At 68.1% G+C, this 16,834-nt stretch carries 13 protein-coding genes; 9 read left to right on the forward strand and 4 right to left on the reverse strand.

The genetic code is table 11. From position 1 onward, the window contains the following. Window positions 1-159: 159 nt before the first annotated feature. A complete protein-coding gene (locus tag BDD16_RS15895) occupies window positions 160-2,991 on the forward strand; it encodes a putative bifunctional diguanylate cyclase/phosphodiesterase (protein ID WP_179634846.1) in 2,832 nt (943 codons plus the stop codon). Here BDD16_RS15895 and BDD16_RS15900 read toward each other — a convergent pair. Then, a complete protein-coding gene (locus BDD16_RS15900) occupies window positions 2,964-3,218 on the reverse strand; it encodes a cysteine-rich CWC family protein (RefSeq protein WP_179634847.1) in 255 nt (84 codons plus the stop codon). The two genes, BDD16_RS15895 and BDD16_RS15900, sit on opposite strands and share 28 nt — an antisense overlap. A 5-nt stretch (window positions 3,219-3,223) precedes the next feature. Beyond that, window positions 3,224-4,747, reverse strand: coding sequence for a fumarate hydratase (locus BDD16_RS15905; RefSeq protein WP_179634848.1), 1,524 nt, complete (start codon window positions 4,745-4,747; stop codon window positions 3,224-3,226). Between the two features lie 324 nt (window positions 4,748-5,071). Here BDD16_RS15905 and BDD16_RS15910 point away from each other — a divergent pair, with 324 nt between their 5' ends. Then, complete coding sequence (locus BDD16_RS15910; protein ID WP_179634849.1) at window positions 5,072-8,212, forward strand: transglycosylase domain-containing protein; 3,141 nt, start codon at window positions 5,072-5,074, stop codon at window positions 8,210-8,212. Window positions 8,213-8,221: 9 nt separating this feature from the next. Here BDD16_RS15910 and BDD16_RS15915 read toward each other — a convergent pair whose 3' ends face one another. Beyond that, entirely contained in the window at window positions 8,222-8,833 is a 612-nt protein-coding gene (locus BDD16_RS15915; protein WP_179634850.1) for a TIGR00645 family protein, read from the reverse strand. 210 nt (window positions 8,834-9,043) lie between these two features. Between BDD16_RS15915 and acs the strand changes: the two genes are divergently transcribed. Further along, on the forward strand, window positions 9,044-11,026 hold the full coding sequence (gene acs, locus BDD16_RS15920; RefSeq protein WP_179634851.1) for an acetate--CoA ligase: 1,983 nt from the start codon (window positions 9,044-9,046) through the stop codon (window positions 11,024-11,026). Between the two features lie 93 nt (window positions 11,027-11,119). Here acs and BDD16_RS15925 read toward each other — a convergent pair whose 3' ends face one another. Next, on the reverse strand, window positions 11,120-11,425 hold the full coding sequence (locus BDD16_RS15925; protein WP_179634852.1) for a c-type cytochrome: 306 nt from the start codon (window positions 11,423-11,425) through the stop codon (window positions 11,120-11,122). Window positions 11,426-11,597: 172 nt separating this feature from the next. Between BDD16_RS15925 and BDD16_RS15930 the strand changes: the two genes are divergently transcribed. From BDD16_RS15930 to rpsO, 6 genes are all read left to right on the forward strand, one after another. Further along, complete coding sequence (locus BDD16_RS15930; protein WP_179634853.1) at window positions 11,598-11,846, forward strand: TIGR04438 family Trp-rich protein; 249 nt, start codon at window positions 11,598-11,600, stop codon at window positions 11,844-11,846. Between the two features lie 87 nt (window positions 11,847-11,933). Further along, a complete protein-coding gene (lgt, locus tag BDD16_RS15935) occupies window positions 11,934-12,755 on the forward strand; it encodes a prolipoprotein diacylglyceryl transferase (protein ID WP_179634854.1) in 822 nt (273 codons plus the stop codon). Beyond that, a complete protein-coding gene (gene tsaD / locus BDD16_RS15940; protein ID WP_179634855.1) occupies window positions 12,752-13,813 on the forward strand; it encodes a tRNA (adenosine(37)-N6)-threonylcarbamoyltransferase complex transferase subunit TsaD in 1,062 nt (353 codons plus the stop codon). The genes lgt and tsaD overlap by 4 nt, the downstream gene beginning before the upstream one ends. Before the next feature lie 43 nt (window positions 13,814-13,856). Beyond that, on the forward strand, window positions 13,857-15,134 hold the full coding sequence (locus tag BDD16_RS15945) for a branched-chain amino acid ABC transporter substrate-binding protein (RefSeq protein ID WP_179634856.1): 1,278 nt from the start codon (window positions 13,857-13,859) through the stop codon (window positions 15,132-15,134). 38 nt (window positions 15,135-15,172) lie between these two features. Next, entirely contained in the window at window positions 15,173-16,342 is a 1,170-nt protein-coding gene (locus BDD16_RS15950) for a pyridoxal phosphate-dependent aminotransferase (protein ID WP_179634857.1), read from the forward strand. Window positions 16,343-16,456: 114 nt separating this feature from the next. Beyond that, on the forward strand, window positions 16,457-16,720 hold the full coding sequence (gene rpsO / locus BDD16_RS15955; RefSeq protein WP_179634858.1) for a 30S ribosomal protein S15: 264 nt from the start codon (window positions 16,457-16,459) through the stop codon (window positions 16,718-16,720). The last annotated feature ends 114 nt before the right edge of the window (window positions 16,721-16,834 follow it).

A 16,834-nucleotide genomic window follows, 5' to 3' on the forward strand; every position in this document is an offset into this window, starting at 1 on the left:
ACGCTGGCGGGCAGGGCCGCATGCCCCCCGGCTGCAGTCTGTCTCAGGCTCCGTGACTTGGCAATTACTCAAGGCTGATGTCCGGCCGCCGATATTTGAAAACAACTGGTTCCAATGCGCCGCCTCCTAGTGTCTGCCCACCCCGTGGATTCGCCTCCCATGCCTGCTCCGAAGGCCCGTCGGTGGCTGCGCAGCCCGCTGGCCTGGCGCATCGGCGTGTCCGTGCTGCTGGCCGTGATGCTGCCGCTGGTGGTGCTGGCGCTGCTGGGCGGGCAGGTGCTGGAATCGCTGGCGCAGCGCCATGAAGCGCGCGAACGGATGCTGCTCGTGCGCGGGGTGGCCTGGCAGGTGGGCGCCCATCTCGGAGATGCCGCCGTCCTCATGGCGACCTGGCCGGGTGCTGCGCCCTCCGGGGAGCCCGGCGTCGATCCGGCCGACGCCAGCCTGCGCGCCCGGCTGCCCGGGCTGGGGCTGCGCTTTCGCCAGGCGGCACTGGTCGATGCCCGCGGGCAGCTGCGCTGGTCCTCTGGCGGCTGGCCCGGCCCGCTCGCCGATGCCGCCATGGCGCTGCCGCCGCCGGCGACCCGCAGCCAGCTGCTCGCGCAGGAGCGCAACGGCCAGCTCCAGCTCCTGCTCGCCCAGGCGCCCCGGTCCGATGGCAGCCGCTGGCTGGCCGAACTCGCGCCCGACGCGCTGTGGCAGCCGCTGGCGGCAGCGGATGCATCGATCTACTGGTGCGTGCAGAACGCGCAAGGACTGCGCCTGCACTGCCCGACGCCGCGCAAGGCCGTGGGCAGCGATCCGCCGGCACTCGTCGATGCGTCGATTGCCGACCGGGTCCACACCGGCTGGACCTTGCCGCTCGATGCCGATTTCGGCGCAGGCCACTGGCAGTTCGACATGGTCCAGGTGCGCACGGCTGCAGCGGCTTCGACCCTGTCGCTGACCGGACCCCTGGTGGGCGGTGCACTTTGTGCGCTGTTCGGGGTGGTGCTGGTCAGCGGCCTGCTGATCACGCGCACGCTGGATCCGCTGCGGCGCCTGCGCGAGGGTGCCCGCCGGATCGAGCAGCGTGCGCCGGGTGTGCGGGTGGACGTGGCCAGGGGCGACGAATTCGGCGATCTGGCCCAGGACTTCAACCAGATGGCCGCGGCCATCGACGGCCAGTTCCGCTCGCTGGAGCTGCTGGCCTCGATCGACCGGGACATCGTGGGCCACCGCGATGTCGACGAGGTGTTCCGGCGCGTGCTGGTGCAGGCGCTGCCGGGGCTGGGTGCGGCGGTGATGGGGCTGGCGCGGGTCGAGTCCGAGCGGGTGCCGCGCCTGCATCTGCAATGGAACGACGAGGCCTTTCCGCGCAAGGTGCGGCGCAGCGTGCGGGCACTGGTGCCGGCGGAGGTGCAGGCGCTGGACGCCGTGATCACCGACATGGCGTGGCCGCCCGGCGATCTGGCGTCGGCGTCGTCGTGGTGCGCGCCGATGCGTCAGGACAAGGATCTGGCGCTGCAGGCCCTGCCGCTGCGCTGGCAGGGCCGCACCCACGGGCTGCTGCTGCTGGGCTGGTCGGCCGCCTCGTCACCGCAGCGCGTGCGCGAGGCGGGTGAGCTGCGTGACCGGCTGTCGGTGGCACTGGCGGCGCACCAGCGCGAGCGCGAACTGACGTGGCAGGCGCGGCACGACGACCTGACCGGCCTGCTCAACCGCAATGGCCTGCACCAGGAACTGGATGCGCTGCTCGTGACGCCCGAGGGGGCCGAGGGGTCCGAGCCAGGCGCCGCTGCGCTGGCAGTGCTGTTCATCGACCTGGACCATTTCAAGACGGTCAACGACAACCTGGGCCACGGGCTGGGGGATGAACTGCTGCGCCAGGCCGCCGAGCGGCTGGAGGCGAGTGCCCCGACCCGCGCCGTGGTGGCGCGGCCGGGCGGGGACGAGTTCGTCCTGCTGCTGCCGGGGGCCGGGGCCGAGGCCGCGACCGCCGTGGCCTCGGCGGTCTGCCGGCGCATGGCGGTGCCGTTCACGTTGAGTGGCAAGGAGCATTTCCTCGGCGCCAGCATCGGCATCGCGCTGGCGCCGGTGCATGGCGACACGCGCATCGACCTGCTGCGCCATGCCGACATGGCGATGTACACGGCCAAGGACGCCGGGCGCGGGCGCCACGCCATGTTCGAGGAGCCGCTGGATGCCCGGCTGCTGGAGCGCAGCTCCCTGCTGGCGGACCTGCGCCAGGCGGTGGCGCGCAAGGAGCTGGTGCTGTTCTACCAGCCCCGGATCTGTGTGGCCGATGGCAGCATCGTGTCCGCCGAGGCGCTGATCCGCTGGCGACACCCGACCCGCGGGCTGCTGGGGCCGTCGGTGTTCATCCCGCTGGCCGAGGAGTCCGAGCTGATCGAGGTGATCGGCCAGTGGGTGATCCAGGCCGCCTGCGCCCAGCTGGCCCGCTGGCGGCGCGAGGCCGTGCCGCTGAAGCGCCTGTCCGTCAACGTCTCGCCGCGCCAGCTGCAGTCCGGCCGGCTGATGGACGATGTCGAAGAGGCGCTGGTGCGGCACGGCGTGCCGTGGAACATGCTGGAGCTGGAGGTGACCGAAAGCCTGCTGGTCGGCGATGCGCGCTCTGCCAGCGAGCAGCTCGGGCGACTGCGCGAGCGGGGCGTGCTGATCGCACTGGACGATTTCGGCACCGGCTACTCGTCGATGGCCACGCTGCGCACGCTGCCGATCGACGTGATGAAGGTGGACCGCGCCTTCGTGCAGGACCTGAGCGAGGACCCGTCCGCGCTGGCCGTGACCCGCGCCATCCTGACGCTGGCCCAGGCGCTGGGCAAGCACACGGTGGCCGAGGGCATCGAGACCCAGGCCCAGGCGGACACCCTGCGCCAGCTCGGCTGCGACGAGTTCCAGGGTTTCCTGTTCAGCCAGGCGGTGCCCGCGGCCGAGTTCGCGGCGCTGTGCCGCTTCTCGGCTCAGCAGCCGCTGTCGGCGTCCGCCTGAGCCTGGCGGGCACCCGCTTCGGCGCAGGCGCGGCAGATGCAGGCCTGCCCGCGCTGCGCTGCGGGCACCCGCGCCAGCACCTCGGCCGGGATCTGCACCGTGGTGCACCAGCAGGGGCTGTCGAAGGAGCCGGACACCGCTGGCGCGCAGCCGTTCGGCCCGCCGCACAGCGGGCAGCCCGTGGCGGGCAGCGGGGTGAGCAGCCGTTCGCGCACGGGATCAGTCATGCGGCTCAGGCCTCGACGACCGGGATCTTGCCGATCTTGGCCTGCCAGATCTTCGGGCCGGTGATGTGGGCGCTGGTGCCTCCTGCGTCCACCGCCACCGTCACGGGCATGTCGACCACGTCGAACTCGTAGATCGCTTCCATGCCCAGATCGGCGAAGCCGACGACCTTGGCCGCCTTGATCGCCTTGGAGACGAGGTAGGCCGAGCCGCCGACCGCCATCAGGTAGGCCGACTGGTTGTCCTTGATCGCCTGGATCGCGACCGGGCCGCGCTCGGCCTTGCCCACCATCGAGATCAGGCCGGTCTTCTCCAGCATCATGCGGGTGAAGCCGTCCATGCGGGTCGCCGTCGTCGGACCAGCCGGGCCGACCACCTCGTCACGCACCGGATCGACCGGGCCGACGTAATAGATGACACGGTTGGTGAAGTCTACGGGCAGCGTCTCGCCCTTGGCCAGCATGTCGGCGATGCGCTTGTGGGCGGCGTCGCGGCCGGTGAGCATCTTGCCGTTCAGCAGCAACGTGTCGCCCGGCTTCCAGCTCGCCACTTCGGCCTTGGTCAGCGTGTTCAGGTCGACGCGCTTGCTCTTGTTGTAGTCGGGTGCCCAGTGGACGTCCGGCCACAGGTCGAGGCTCGGCGGGGTCATGTAGGACGGGCCCGAGCCGTCCAGCACGAAGTGGCCGTGGCGCGTCGCGGCGCAGTTCGGGATCATCGCGATCGGCTTGGAGGCGGCGTGCGTGGGGAAGGTCTTGATCTTCACGTCCAGCACGGTGGTCAGCCCGCCCAGGCCCTGCGCGCCGATGCCCAGCGCGTTGACCTTCTCGTACAGCTCGATGCGCATCTCTTCGAGCTTGTTCTGCGGGCCGCGCTCCAGGAGTTCATACATGTCGATGTCCTCCATCAGCGCTTCCTTGGCCATCATCACGGCCTTCTCGGCGGTACCGCCGACGCCGATGCCCAGCATGCCCGGCGGGCACCAGCCCGCGCCCATCGTCGGCACGGTCTTCAGCACCCAGTCGACGATGTTGTCGCCCGGGTTGAGCATGTACATCTTGGACTTGTTCTCGCTGCCGCCGCCCTTGGCCGCGACGATGACGTCCACCTTGTCACCGGGCACCACTTCCATGTGGATGACGGCCGGCGTGTTGTCCTTGGTGTTCTTGCGGGCGAAGATCGGATCGTCCAGCACCGAGGCGCGCAGCACGTTGTCCGGGTTCAGGTAGCCCTGGCGCACGCCTTGGTTCACGGCGTCGGCGATCGAGCCGGTGAAGCCCTCCCACTTCACGTCCATCCCGATCTTCAGGAACACGTTGACGATGCCGGTGTCCTGGCAGATCGGGCGGCGGCCTTCGGCGCACATGCGGCTGTTGGTCAGGATCTGGGCGATCGCGTCCTTGGCGGCGGGTGATTCCTCGCGCTCGTAGGCGCGGGCGAGGTGGGCGATGTAGTCGGCCGGGTGGTAGTAGCTGATGTATTGCAGCGCGGCGGCGACGCTTTCAACCAGATCGGCTTGGCGGATGGTGGTCATGACGGGACTTTCGACGGATCGCCCGGCGGGCGGATGGAACGTGAATGCGGAGGCGACAGGCCCAGGCGGAAGCGGATCCGCGATGCTGCGCCCCTCGACTTGCTGCGAGTTTACTCAAGCGGGTGTCCCGTCTTGCCACAGGTGCAGGGCAGTGGCAACAGGTGCGCGTCAATCGTTTCAAGAGGCCGCATTCACCAGCTTTTCAGTTTCAGCCGGGGGGTGTCGATACGATAAGCTTCCAGGAGGTCCGGCGATGCGGCGGAACCTTGCAGTCCGGGTGCTTGCCCCGGGAGACCCACAAGAATATTCAGGTACGTGCTGCCCATGACTCCAGGCGACACCGGGAACCAGCCGTCGGCTGCAAGCGCCCCCGACGCGGCCTCCACTTCCACTGCCGGCACCGAGGTGCCGGACACCCCGCCGCCGACGGCGACGCCTCCCGTGGCAGCCCCGTCGTCACCCCGCCGCTGGCCGGTCACGCTGGCCAAGTGGTCCACCGGTCTGGCAGTGGTTGCCGGGGTGTCGTCTCTGGTCCATGTCGAGATGCAGTCGTCGACGCTGCAATCCCGCTTCTTCTCCGACTGGGCGGCCAGGCTCGGATACGAACTGCAGCCGCAGCCTGCCACTGGCAGCCGCTATCCCCAGGCCGGCCCGAGCGACGAGCGCATGGGCTACACGCGTCTGCCGGACTTTCTCGCGAGCCTGACCGGCCGCAGCTACCAGATCGTGTCGCAGGCCCGGCAGTCTGCCGCCCTGCAGGACTTCATGGCCCGGGGCTTCTTCCCGCCGTATCCTGAAAAGGTGCAGACCGGGCTGACGCTGACGGACTGCCGCGGCGAGCCGCTGTTCCGTTCGCGGTTTCCGCTCCACACCTACGAGCACGAGCAGGACATGCCGGCGCTGGTGGCGCAGACACTCGGGTTCATCGAGAACCGCGAGGTCCTCGACACCAGCGAGCCGCGGCACAACCCGGCCATCGAGTGGACCCGGCTCGGCAAGGCCGTGCTGGACCAGGCCGTCGCCGTCGCCCACGAGGACCACGCCGCCGCTGGCGGCAGCACGCTGGCCACCCAGACGGAAAAGTTCCGCCATTCCCCCGACGGCCGGACCTCCTCGGTCCGCGACAAGTACCTCCAGATGGTGTCGGCCTCCGTGCGCGCCTACCGTGACGGCGACAATACCGTGGCCGCACGCCGCCGCATCCTCCAGGACTACCTCAACAGCCTGCCGCTGGGTGCCCAGAAAGGCTGGGGCGAAGTGCATGGCGTCAATGACGGACTGGCCGCCTGGTACGGAGTCGATGTCGAGGCGGCCAACCGGCGCCTGCGCGAACCGGGCGAGCAGGAGTCCGGCTTGCAGGCGCGTGGCCTGGCGTTCCGGCAGGTGCTCAGCCTGATGATCGCCCAGCGCCGTCCGGCCCACTATTTCGGCCCTGGCCATGCGCAGCTGCTGAACATGACCGCCAGCTACATCCGGCTGCTGGCCCAGGAGGGCATCATCGGTCCGGCGCTGCGAGACGCCGCCCTGGCCGCGCCGCTGGACGTGCGCGGCGCCTATACCGGCCCGGCCGCGGGCATCGAGTTCGGCGAACGCAACGCCTCGACGCTGCTGCGGGTGCAGCTGTCATCGATGCTCAACACGCCGCGGCTGTACGAGCTGGACCGCTACGACCTGGGTGCCACCAGCCACCTCGACGGCCGCCTGCAGCGCGAGATCACGAATCTGCTCAACCGCCTGCGCGATCCGCAGGTGGCCAAGGAGGCCGGCCTGCTCGGCTTCCAGCTGCTGGAGAAGGGCGATCCCTCGAAGCTGCTCTACAGCTTCACCCTCTACGAACGCGGCGAGGGTGTCAACCGTGTGCGGGTGCAGACCGACAACCTCGACCAGCCCTTCGACATCAACGGCAGCGCCAAGCTCGAACTCGGCTCCACCGCCAAGCTGCGCACGCTGGTGACGTATCTGGAGATCATCGCCAAGCTCCACCAGGCGCATGCGGCGATGGACCCGAAGGCGCTTGCCGCGGTCGAGGTCGGCCCCAAGGACCGCCTGACGCGCTGGGCCATCGACTGGCTGGTGACGGCCAAGGACCGCTCGCTGTCGGCCATGCTCGAAGCGGCCATGCTGCGCAAGTATTCGGCCAGCCCCGGCGAGAGCTTCTTCACCGGGGGCGGCGCGCACGTGTTCGCCAACTTCAACGCCTCCGACAACGGCCGCATGGCCACGCTCTACGAATCGCTGCGCGACTCGCTCAACCTGCCCTTCATCCGGCTAATGCGCGACATCGTCTACCACCACCTCTACAACGCCGCGAACCCTGCTGCCGACATCCTCGAAGACGAGGACCATCCGCGCCGGATGGAACTGCTCAAGCTCTTCATCAACAAGGAGGGGCGCCAGTTCATGCGCAAGTTCTACCAGCGCCACCACGACAAGCCGGTCGAGGGGATGCTGGAGCGCATGGCGGCCAGCGTCAGCAAGACGGCGCCGCGGCTGGCCGTGATCTACCGCTCGGTCCATCCGGACGGCAGCTTCGAGGACTTCAGCGCCTACATCGTGCGCCAGCTGCCCGGCGCACCGCTGCCGCCGGACTACCTGCGCAAGCTCTACGACCGGCATGCCCCCGGCAATTACTCGCTGGCCGACCGAGGCTATCTGGCGCGGCTGCACCCGCTGGAGCTGTGGGTGGCCAACTACCTGCGCCAGAACCCCGCCGCGACGCTGGAGCAGGTGCTCGACGCCGGGGCGGTCGAGCGCGAGGAGTCCTACAACTGGCTGCTGCGCAACAAGGCGCGGCGCGGACAGAACAGCCGCATCCTGCAGCTGCTGGAGATCGAGGCTTTCGCCAGGATCCACGCCCAGTGGAAGCAGGTGGGGTTTCCGTTCGAGACGCTCGTGCCGTCGTATGCCACGGCCATCGGCAGCTCTGGCGACCGGCCTGCCGCCTTGGCCGAGTTGATGGGCATCCTGGTCAACGACGGCCGGCGCCTGCCTGCCGCGATGCTCGACACGCTGCATTTCGCCGCCGGATCGCCTTACGAGGTGACGCTGAAGAAAAAGCCGGTCGAGGGCGAGCAGGTGCTGCGGCCGGAAGTCGCGGCCACGGCGCGCAAGGCGCTGGCGCTCGTGGTGAGCGATGGAACCGCCCGGCGCATCAAGGGCACGCTGGACGAGCCTGGCCAGCCGCCCATGGTCATCGGCGGCAAGACCGGCACCGGCGACAACCGGCTCAACACCTATACCCGTGGAGGCGGGCTGCTGGCGTCCAAGGTCACCAGCCGGACCGCGACCTTCGTGTTCTACCTGGGGCCGCGCCACTTCGGCACGCTCACCGCCTTCGTGCTCGGCCCGGAGGCCGGCGGCTACAAGTTCACCAGTGCCCTGCCGACCCAGATCCTGAAGAACATGGCGCCGCTGCTCAAGCCGGTGCTCTCCGGCGTTGCTGCCGCAGCGTGTCCGGCGTCCTGATCCCCGGGGTCAGTGCTCTCCGGCGCCACCTGCCGACGGCGGATGCATGATGCGGTCGGCCATCGCGATGGCGATGGCCGAGGCCAGGAACGCCACGTGGATGATGGTTTGCCACATCAGCGTCTTGTCGCTGTAGTTTTCGGCGTTGATGAAGGTCTTGAGCAGGTGGATCGAGCTGATGCCGATGATGGCCGTGCCCAGCTTGACCTTCAGCACCGACGCGTTGACATGGCTCAGCCACTCCGGCTGGTCCGGGTGCCCGTCCAGATTCAGCCGCGACACGAAGGTCTCGTAGCCGCCCACGATCACCATGATCAGCAGGTTCGAGATCATCACCACGTCGATCAGCCCGAGCACCACCAGCATGATCACGGTCTCGTTGAGGGCTTCGATCGGCGTGTTGCTCTTGTAGCCGATGCTGGACACGAGGATCTGCAGCGCATGCTGGTTGCCCAGCGCGGCCTCGATCAGGTGGACCAGCTCCTTCCAGAACTGCAGCACATAGACCCCCTGCGCCAGGATCAACCCCAGGTACAGCGGCAACTGCAGCCAGCGGCTGGCGAAGATGAGTTTCGACAGCGGCGAAAGGGTCGAGGAGGGTGCAAGTGGTGTGTGGGCCATGGGCGTGTCAGCGATCGGATTCGAAACGGAACAACTGTGGGAAAAAGCACGGGAAAACCAGAGGATTCTAGTGGGCCGATCGTGTCAGGATGGCGCGCGATTTCCTGATCTCGACCAGGTTCCCACAGGAATGAAAATTGCGAAGTAAGGGGTTCGTAAGAGCCCCTCCCTAATGTGGGGGACAGCACTTTTCCACCGCAGGAGACAAGCGTGACCCAAGCCGAAACCACCTCAGAAACCAAGATCTATCTGCCTTCCGACGCCTTCGTCGCGAATGCCGCCGTCTCCGGCATGGCCGCCTACGAGGCCCTGTGCGCCAAGGCCGAAGCCGACTACGAAGGTTACTGGGCCGACCTCGCCCGCGAACTGATCAGCTGGAAAACCCCGTTCACCACGGCGCTGGACGAGTCGAATGCCCCGTTCTTCAAGTGGTTCGCCGACGGCACGCTGAACGCCTCCTACAACTGCCTCGATCGCAACGTCGAGCGCGGCCTGGGCGACAAGACCGCGATCATCTTCGAAGCCGACGGCGGCGAAGTCACCAAGATCACCTACAGCGAACTGCTGGCCAAGACCTGCCAGATCGCCAACGGCCTGCGCTCGATCGGCATCGGCAAGGGTGACCGCGTCGTCATCTACATCTCCATGTCCATCGAAGGCGTGGCTGCCATGCAGGCCTGCGCCCGCATCGGTGCGACGCACTCGGTGGTGTTCGGCGGCTTCTCGGCGCAGTCCTTGCGCGATCGCATCGAGGACACCGGCGCCAAGGCCGTCATCACCGCCGACTGCCAGGTCCGCGGCGGCAAGAAGCTGGCGCTGAAGTCGATCGTCGACGAAGCGCTGGCCATGCCCGGCTGCGAGAAGATCGAGAAGGTGCTGGTCGTCAACCGCGCCGATGCGCCGGTCACGATGGTCGAAGGCCGCGACGTGTGGATGAACGACCTCACTGCCGGTCAGGCCACCACCTGCGAGCCGGAATGGGTCAGCGCCGAGCACCCGCTGTTCCTGCTCTACACCTCCGGCTCGACCGGCAAGCCCAAGGGTGTCCAGCACTCCACCGGCGGCTATCTGCTGCACGCTGCGCTGACCACCAAGTGGACCTTCGACCTGAAGGCCGATGACGTGTTCTGGTGCACGGCCGACATCGGCTGGGTCACGGGCCACACCTACATCACCTACGGCCCGCTCGCCCTCGGCGGTACCGAGATCGTGTTCGAAGGCGTGCCGACCTACCCGGACGCCGGCCGCTTCTGGAAGATGATCCAGGACCACAAGGTCTCGATCTTCTACACCGCGCCGACCGCGATCCGCTCGCTGATCAAGGCCGCCGAAGCCAACGACGCCGTGCATCCGAAGAGCTATGACCTGACGAGCCTGCGCCTGCTGGGTTCGGTGGGCGAGCCGATCAACCCGGCCGCCTGGGAGTGGTACTACAAGCACGTCGGCGGCAGCCGTTGCCCGATCGCCGACACCTTCTGGCAGACCGAGACCGGCGGCCACATGATCACCCCGCTGCCGGGCGTCACGCCGATGGTGCCGGGTTCCTGCACGCTGCCGTTCCCGGGCATCCAGGCCGCGATCGTGGACGAGACCGGCAAGGACGTGCCGAACGGGCAGGGCGGCATCCTCGTCGTCAAGAAGCCGTGGCCGTCGATGATCCGCACCATCTGGGGTGACGGCGAGCGCTTCGTGAAGAGCTACTACCCGGCCGACTTCCAGGGCAAGTACTACCTGGCAGGCGACGGCGCGATCCGCGACGCCAAGACCGGCTACTTCACCATCACTGGCCGCATCGACGACGTGCTGAATGTCTCGGGCCACCGCATGGGCACGATGGAAATCGAGTCCGCGCTGGTGAGTTGCACCGAACTGGTGGCCGAAGCCGCCGTGGTCGGCCGTCCGGACGACACGACCGGCGAGGCCGTGTGCGCGTTCGTCGTGCTGAAGCGTCCGCTGCCGGTCGGTGACGAGGCCAAGGCCATCGCCAAGCAGCTGCGTGACCACGTCGGCAAGGAGATCGGTCCGATCGCCAAGCCGAAGGACATCCGCTTCGGCGAGAACCTGCCCAAGACCCGCTCGGGCAAGATCATGCGCCGCCTGCTGCGCTCGCTGGCCAAGGGCGAAGAGATCACCCAGGACACCAGCACGCTGGAAAACCCGACCATCCTGAGCCAGCTCGGCCAGGCGTACTGATCCGGCCTGACCGGACCATGCTGGCCTTCGGGCCATGAAAAAAGCCCCGATCCGTCGGGGCTTTTTGTTTTGCGCTGACTGATTGCGCTGAACTTACTTCTGGCTCAGTACCCAGGTCACCAGCGTCTTGGCCTCGTCTGGCGTCACGGCATTTGCCGGCATCGGGATCTGCCCCCAGGCGCCCGATCCCCCCTTGATGACCTTCTCGGCCAGCCTGGCGACGGCGTCCTTCTGGCCCGCATACTTTGCCGCGATGTCCTTGTAGCCCGGACCGACGACCTTCTTGTCGATGGCGTGGCAGGCCATGCAGTTTTTCTTCTGTGCCAGTTCGGCGTTGGCGAAGACCGGGCCGGACAAGGTGGCGATGGCCAGGGCGGCGAGTGCAAGCAGCGGCTTCATGGTGGAAAGGTTCCGTTTCTGTTGAAAGTGGTGGTGTGAATGCCCACTGGAGAACGATTCTAGAGGCGCCTGCGTTGACCTTGTCGATCCGCCTGCAACGCCAGGCAGAGGCCGTCGGGGTATCCTCGGCGGGCATGCATTTCGTGATGGACGGATGCCGAGGGGTAGTCGAATGGCGCTGGTGTGGTTGGGTGTGGTGGGGCTGCTGCTGAAGTGGCTGGAGATCGGTCCGGTGGCCCAGTGGTCGTGGTGGACGGTGCTGGCGCCGTTCGGGATGGCGATCGTCTGGTGGTCGGTGTCCGATGCCCTCGGGTTCACGGCCCGCGCCCGCCAGAAGCGCGAGGATGCGCACCGCGACCAGCGCCGGCGCAACACCATCGACGCGCTGGGTCGCAAGACGCCGTTGCCGCGCCGCCGCTGAAGTCGGCCCCGATCCCGCACCCTTGCCGCGCCGGGCTGGCGCAGCAGCGACAATCCGCACCTGTTTCCCACTCATGGAGTGCCGCCGATGCTGGTGCATCCCCAATTCGACCCAGTCGCTCTGAACCTGGGCTTCCTCCAGATCCACTGGTATGGCCTGACCTATCTGGCCGCCTTCGGCCTGTTCTACTGGCTGGCCACCCGCCGCATCCGCCAGCCACCGTACGCCGCGGGCGGATGGACGCCACGCGAGGTCGAAGATCTGCTCTTCTACGGTGTCATGGGCGTGATCCTGGGCGGGCGTCTCGGCTACGTGCTGTTCTACAAGCCCGCGTACTACCTGGCCAACCCGGGCGAGATCTTCGCGGTCTGGAAGGGGGGCATGGCCTTCCACGGGGGGCTGCTGGGCGTGATCGCAGCGATGGCCGTGTTCGCGTGGGTGCGCAAGAAGCGTTTCTTCGAGGTCACGGATCTGGTGGCGCCGTGCGTGCCGACCGGGCTCGCCTGCGGGCGTGTCGGCAATTTCATCAACGGCGAACTCTGGGGCCGCGCTGCGGATGCCAGCGTGCCGTGGGCCATGGTGTTCCCGCAGTCGGGCAGCGAGATCGCGCGCCATCCGTCCCAGGTCTACCAGTTCCTGCTCGAAGGGTTGCTGCTGTTCGTGATCCTGTGGTTTTACGGGCGCACCCGCTCTGCACATTCTCGGCCGGATGGCTCGGTGGTCTGGGGCCGGGTGTCGGGGCTGTTCCTGATCGGGTATGGCGCATTCCGTTTCATCGCCGAATACTTCCGCGAACCAGACAGCTTCCTCGGGCTGCTGGCGCTGAACCTGAGCATGGGCCAGTGGCTGTGCGTGCCGATGGTGGTCGCGGGCATGGGCATCTGGGTCTGGGCGGGGAGACGCGCGTGAGCGGGCCGCTGAGGGTGCTGGGCATCGAATCCTCGTGCGACGAGACCGGCATCGCGCTGGTCGAATTGCCCGAGGGGGTGGGCGGAGCGGCGCCGCCGCGGCTGCTGGCCCAGGCGCTGCACAGCCAGATCGACATGCACCAGGCCTATGGCGGCGTGGTGCCGGAGCTGGCCTCGCGCGACCACATCCGCCGCGTCGTGCCGCTGCTGCGCGAGACGCTGAGCGGCGCCGGACTCGGTCTGGACGCCGTGGATGTCGTCGCCTACACGCAGGGGCCAGGGCTGGCCGGCGCGCTGCTGGTGGGCACCGGCATGGCCTGTGCGCTGGGCATGGCGCTGGACCGGCCGGTGCTGGGCGTGCACCACCTGGAAGGGCATCTGCTGTCGCCCTTCCTCTCGGTGGATCCGCCGCAGTTCCCGTTCGTGGCGCTGCTGGTGTCGGGTGGCCACACGCAGCTCATGCGGGTCGACGGGGTCGGGCACTACACGATGCTCGGCGAGACCATCGATGACGCGGCCGGCGAGGCCTTCGACAAGACGGCCAAGATGCTCGGGCTCGGCTATCCGGGTGGGCCGGCGCTGGCGAAGCTGGCCGAGCAGGGCGATGACGCCGCGTTCAAGCTGCCGCGGCCGCTGATGCGCGGTGACCTGCTGGACTTCTCGTTCGCGGGCCTGAAGACCGCCGTCTGGACGCAGCTGAACAAGCTCGATCCCGCTGCGGAGGATGCCGCGCAGGCCCGTGCCGATCTGGCCGCCTCGACGCAGGCGGCGATCGTCGATGTGCTGGTGGCCAAGTCGCTGCTGGCGCTGAAGCAGACCGGGCTGAAGCGGATGGTGGTCGCGGGCGGGGTGGGGGCGAATCGGCGGCTGCGGGCGCAGCTTGACGCGCAGTGCCGCCGCCGCGGGGTGCGCGTGCACTACCCGGAGCTGCACCTGTGCACCGACAACGGCGCCATGATCGCGCTGGCCGGTGCCATGCGGCTGCAGAGCGGCCGGGCGCAGGCGAGCCGGGAGTACGCCTTCGACGTGCGTCCGCGCTGGGATCTGTCCACGGTCTGAACGCGGCGTTGGGCTGGATTTTGTAATGCATAATTCAAAATCCATGAAAAATACCCCGTTCTCCCTTTCTTTCCTGGCCTTGTCGGGCGCGCTGGCGCTGGGTGCGTCGGCGGCCCAGGCGGCCGATCCGATCCGTCTGGGTCTCATCGAAGGCCTGTCCGGCCCGTTTGCCAACGCCGGCGAAGCGGTGGCGCGCAACCTCAACTGGGCGATCGAGCGGGTGAATGCCCGTGGCGGCGTGAAGTTGCCCGGTGGCAATCGGCCGCTTGAACTGGTCCGTCTCGACAGCAAGGGCAACACCGAGGAGGCGCTGACCATGCTGAAGAGCGCGGTCGACCAGCAGATCGGTGTCGTGCTGCAGGGCAACAGCTCCGCCACCGCCGCTGCGCTGATCGACGCGCTCAACAAGCACAACGACCGCGAACCCCAGCGCCGCGCCGTGTTCCTCAACTACTCCGCCGTCGAGCCCTCGCTGACCAACGAGAAGTGCAGTCCGTGGCACTTCCGCTTCGATGCCCACGCCGACATGCGCCTGGCCGCGCTCACCGACGTGCTGCAGCAGGACACCGCGCTCAAGCGTGTCTACCTGATCGGCCAGGACTACAGCTTCGGCCAGCACGTCGTGCGCCAGGGCAGGGCGATGATCGTGGCCAAGCGTCCGGACATCCAGGTCGTCGGCGAAGAGCTGCACCCGGTCGGGCGCGTCAAGGATTTCCTGCCCTACGCGACCAAGATCAAGGCCAGTGGCGCGCAGGCCGTCGTCACCGGCAACTGGGGCAACGACCTGACGCTGCTGGTCAAGGCGGCGCGCGATGTCGGCTTCGAGGGCAAGTTCTACACCTTCTACGGCAACGCGCTGGGCGTGCCGGGCGCGCTGGGTGATGCCGGCGTGGGGCGCGTGGTGGCCGTGGCCGAGTGGCATCCGAACGCGGGTGGCAAGGCATCCGACGCGCTCGTCACCAGCTTCCACCAGCGCTTCCCCAAGCCGGAGGACGACTACCTGCACGTGCGCATGCAGGCCATGGTCGAGATGCTCGCGCAGGCGATGGAGCGTGCGCACGCCACCGATGCCGCGGCGGTCGCCAAGGCGCTGTCCGGTGCGCGCTTCGATGGCAAGGCGCTGGGTGGCCTGGGGGCCGGCCAGATGCGCGCCGGGGACCACCAGTTCCTGCAGCCGCTCTACGTCAGCACGATGCAGAAGGCTGGCACCGAGGGCGTGCGCTTCGATGTCGAGGGCTCCGGCTACGGCTTCCGCACTGTTCGTTACCTGACCGCCGAGCAGACGGCGCAGCCGCATTCGTGCAAGATGGCTCCCCTCTGATCCTTGCGGATCTGCTCTGTGTCCACAGTGGGGTGTTCATGCGTCAGGTGATTGCCGATCTGCCGGCTTCTCGCATCCGTGAAGTGGCCAATGCCGGCCTGGGCCGCAGCGATGTGCTGGCCTTCTGGTTCGGCGAAAGCGACGAGATCACGCCCATGGGCGTGCGCGACGCGGCCGTGACGTCGATCGAGGCGGGCGAGACCTTCTATGCCCACAACCTCGGCCTGCCGGCGCTGCGCGAGGCGCTGTCGGGCTACATCTCGGCGCTGCACCGGCCGGTGGGCGTGGAGCGCATCGCGGTGACGTCGTCCGGCGTGAGTGCGCTGATGCTGGCGCAGCAGGCGCTGGTCGATCCGGGCGACGAGGTGGTCGTGGTCGTGCCGGTGTGGCCGAACCTGACGGCGCAGCCCGCGATCATGGGCGCCCGTGTGCGCCGGGTGAGCCTGCGCGCCGAAGCCGGTGCGTGGCGACTCGACCTGGACGAGCTGCTGGCGGCGGTGACGCCGGCCACGCGCGTGCTGGTGCTCAATGCGCCGAACAACCCGACCGGCTGGACGCTGACCCGCGCCGAGCAGCAGGTCATCCTCGACCACTGCCGCCGCACGGGCACCTGGATCGTGTCGGACGAGGTCTACGAGCGTCTTTATTACCCGGACGCCGTGCCCCGGCCCGGGCAGGTGGTCTGTGCGCCGAGCTTTCTCGATCTGGCCGATCCGGAGGACCGGCTGGTCGTCGTACACAGCTTCTCGAAATCCTTCCTGATGACAGGGTGGCGGCTGGGCAATCTGGTCGCGCCGGCCGCACTCATCGAGCAGCTCGGCAAGCTGATCGAATTCAATACCTCTTGCACGCCGGTGTTCGTGCAGCGCGCAGGGCTGGCGGCGCTGGCCGATGCGCCGGTGTCGGTACCGGCCTTGCAGGCGCGGCTGCGGGTGTGCCGCGACACGCTGGTCGCCGCGCTGCAGACCCTGCCGCGGGTCGAGGTGGCCACACCGCCCGGCGCGATGTACGCTTTCCTGCGCATCGATGGCGAGCGCGATGCACTCTCGCTCGCCAGGCGGCTGGTGACCGACCACGGTCTGGGTCTGGCGCCGGGCACCGCCTTCGGTGACGAGGCCGAGGGCTGGCTGCGCTGGTGCTTTGCCTCGCGCCAGCCGCAGCGGCTGCTTCAGGGGGTGGATCGGCTGGCGCGCGCCTTGGCGCTATAATCGCAGGCTTCGCTGCCGTTTCTGGTGGCGGAGGAACGCGCATCGGCGCGTGCACGGCGCGGGGCGGTTTCCCCCACGGCCGCAAGTGAACCTCGAAACCGAAGGAAATTTGACATGTCCGAAATCAACAAGGCAGAAGTTGTTGCCGCCAACGCCCGCGGCGTCGCCGACACCGGATCGCCGGAAGTCCAGGTCGCCCTGCTGACCGCCCGCATCAACCACCTGACCCCGCACTTCAAGACCCACAAGAAGGACCACCACGGTCGTCGCGGTCTGCTGCGCATGGTCAGCCGCCGCCGCAAGCTGCTGGACTACCTGAAGGACCGTGACGCTGACCGTTACACCTCGCTGATCCAGAAGCTGGGCCTGCGCAAGTAATCGCTGCATGCATGTGAAGAGCCTGTCTGGACCCTCCAGCACAGGCTCTTTGTTTTTACGGCCACGCGTGGGCGCTGCTGTGTCATTCCATCCCGATCCGATCCTGCTGTGCAG

Source organism: Sphaerotilus montanus (assembly GCF_013410775.1).
GTDB classification, from domain to species: Bacteria; Pseudomonadota; Gammaproteobacteria; order Burkholderiales; family Burkholderiaceae_C; genus Sphaerotilus; species Sphaerotilus montanus.

Bases quoted from the DNA above. Each gene is read 5' to 3' on its own strand.
- BDD16_RS15895 (WP_179634846.1), top strand. From the start codon at position 160: ATGCCTGCTCCGAAGGCCCGTCGGTGGCTGCGCAGCCCGCTGGCCTGG.
- BDD16_RS15900 (WP_179634847.1), bottom strand. From the start codon at position 3,218: ATGACTGATCCCGTGCGCGAACGGCTGCTCACCCCGCTGCCCGCCACG.
- BDD16_RS15905 (WP_179634848.1), bottom strand. From the start codon at position 4,747: ATGACCACCATCCGCCAAGCCGATCTGGTTGAAAGCGTCGCCGCCGCG.
- BDD16_RS15910 (WP_179634849.1), top strand. From the start codon at position 5,072: ATGACTCCAGGCGACACCGGGAACCAGCCGTCGGCTGCAAGCGCCCCC.
- BDD16_RS15915 (WP_179634850.1), bottom strand. From the start codon at position 8,833: ATGGCCCACACACCACTTGCACCCTCCTCGACCCTTTCGCCGCTGTCG.
- BDD16_RS15925 (WP_179634852.1), bottom strand. From the start codon at position 11,425: ATGAAGCCGCTGCTTGCACTCGCCGCCCTGGCCATCGCCACCTTGTCC.
- BDD16_RS15930 (WP_179634853.1), top strand. From the start codon at position 11,598: ATGGCGCTGGTGTGGTTGGGTGTGGTGGGGCTGCTGCTGAAGTGGCTG.
- lgt (WP_179634854.1), top strand. From the start codon at position 11,934: ATGCTGGTGCATCCCCAATTCGACCCAGTCGCTCTGAACCTGGGCTTC.
- BDD16_RS15945 (WP_179634856.1), top strand. From the start codon at position 13,857: ATGAAAAATACCCCGTTCTCCCTTTCTTTCCTGGCCTTGTCGGGCGCG.
- BDD16_RS15950 (WP_179634857.1), top strand. From the start codon at position 15,173: ATGCGTCAGGTGATTGCCGATCTGCCGGCTTCTCGCATCCGTGAAGTG.
- rpsO (WP_179634858.1), top strand. From the start codon at position 16,457: ATGTCCGAAATCAACAAGGCAGAAGTTGTTGCCGCCAACGCCCGCGGC.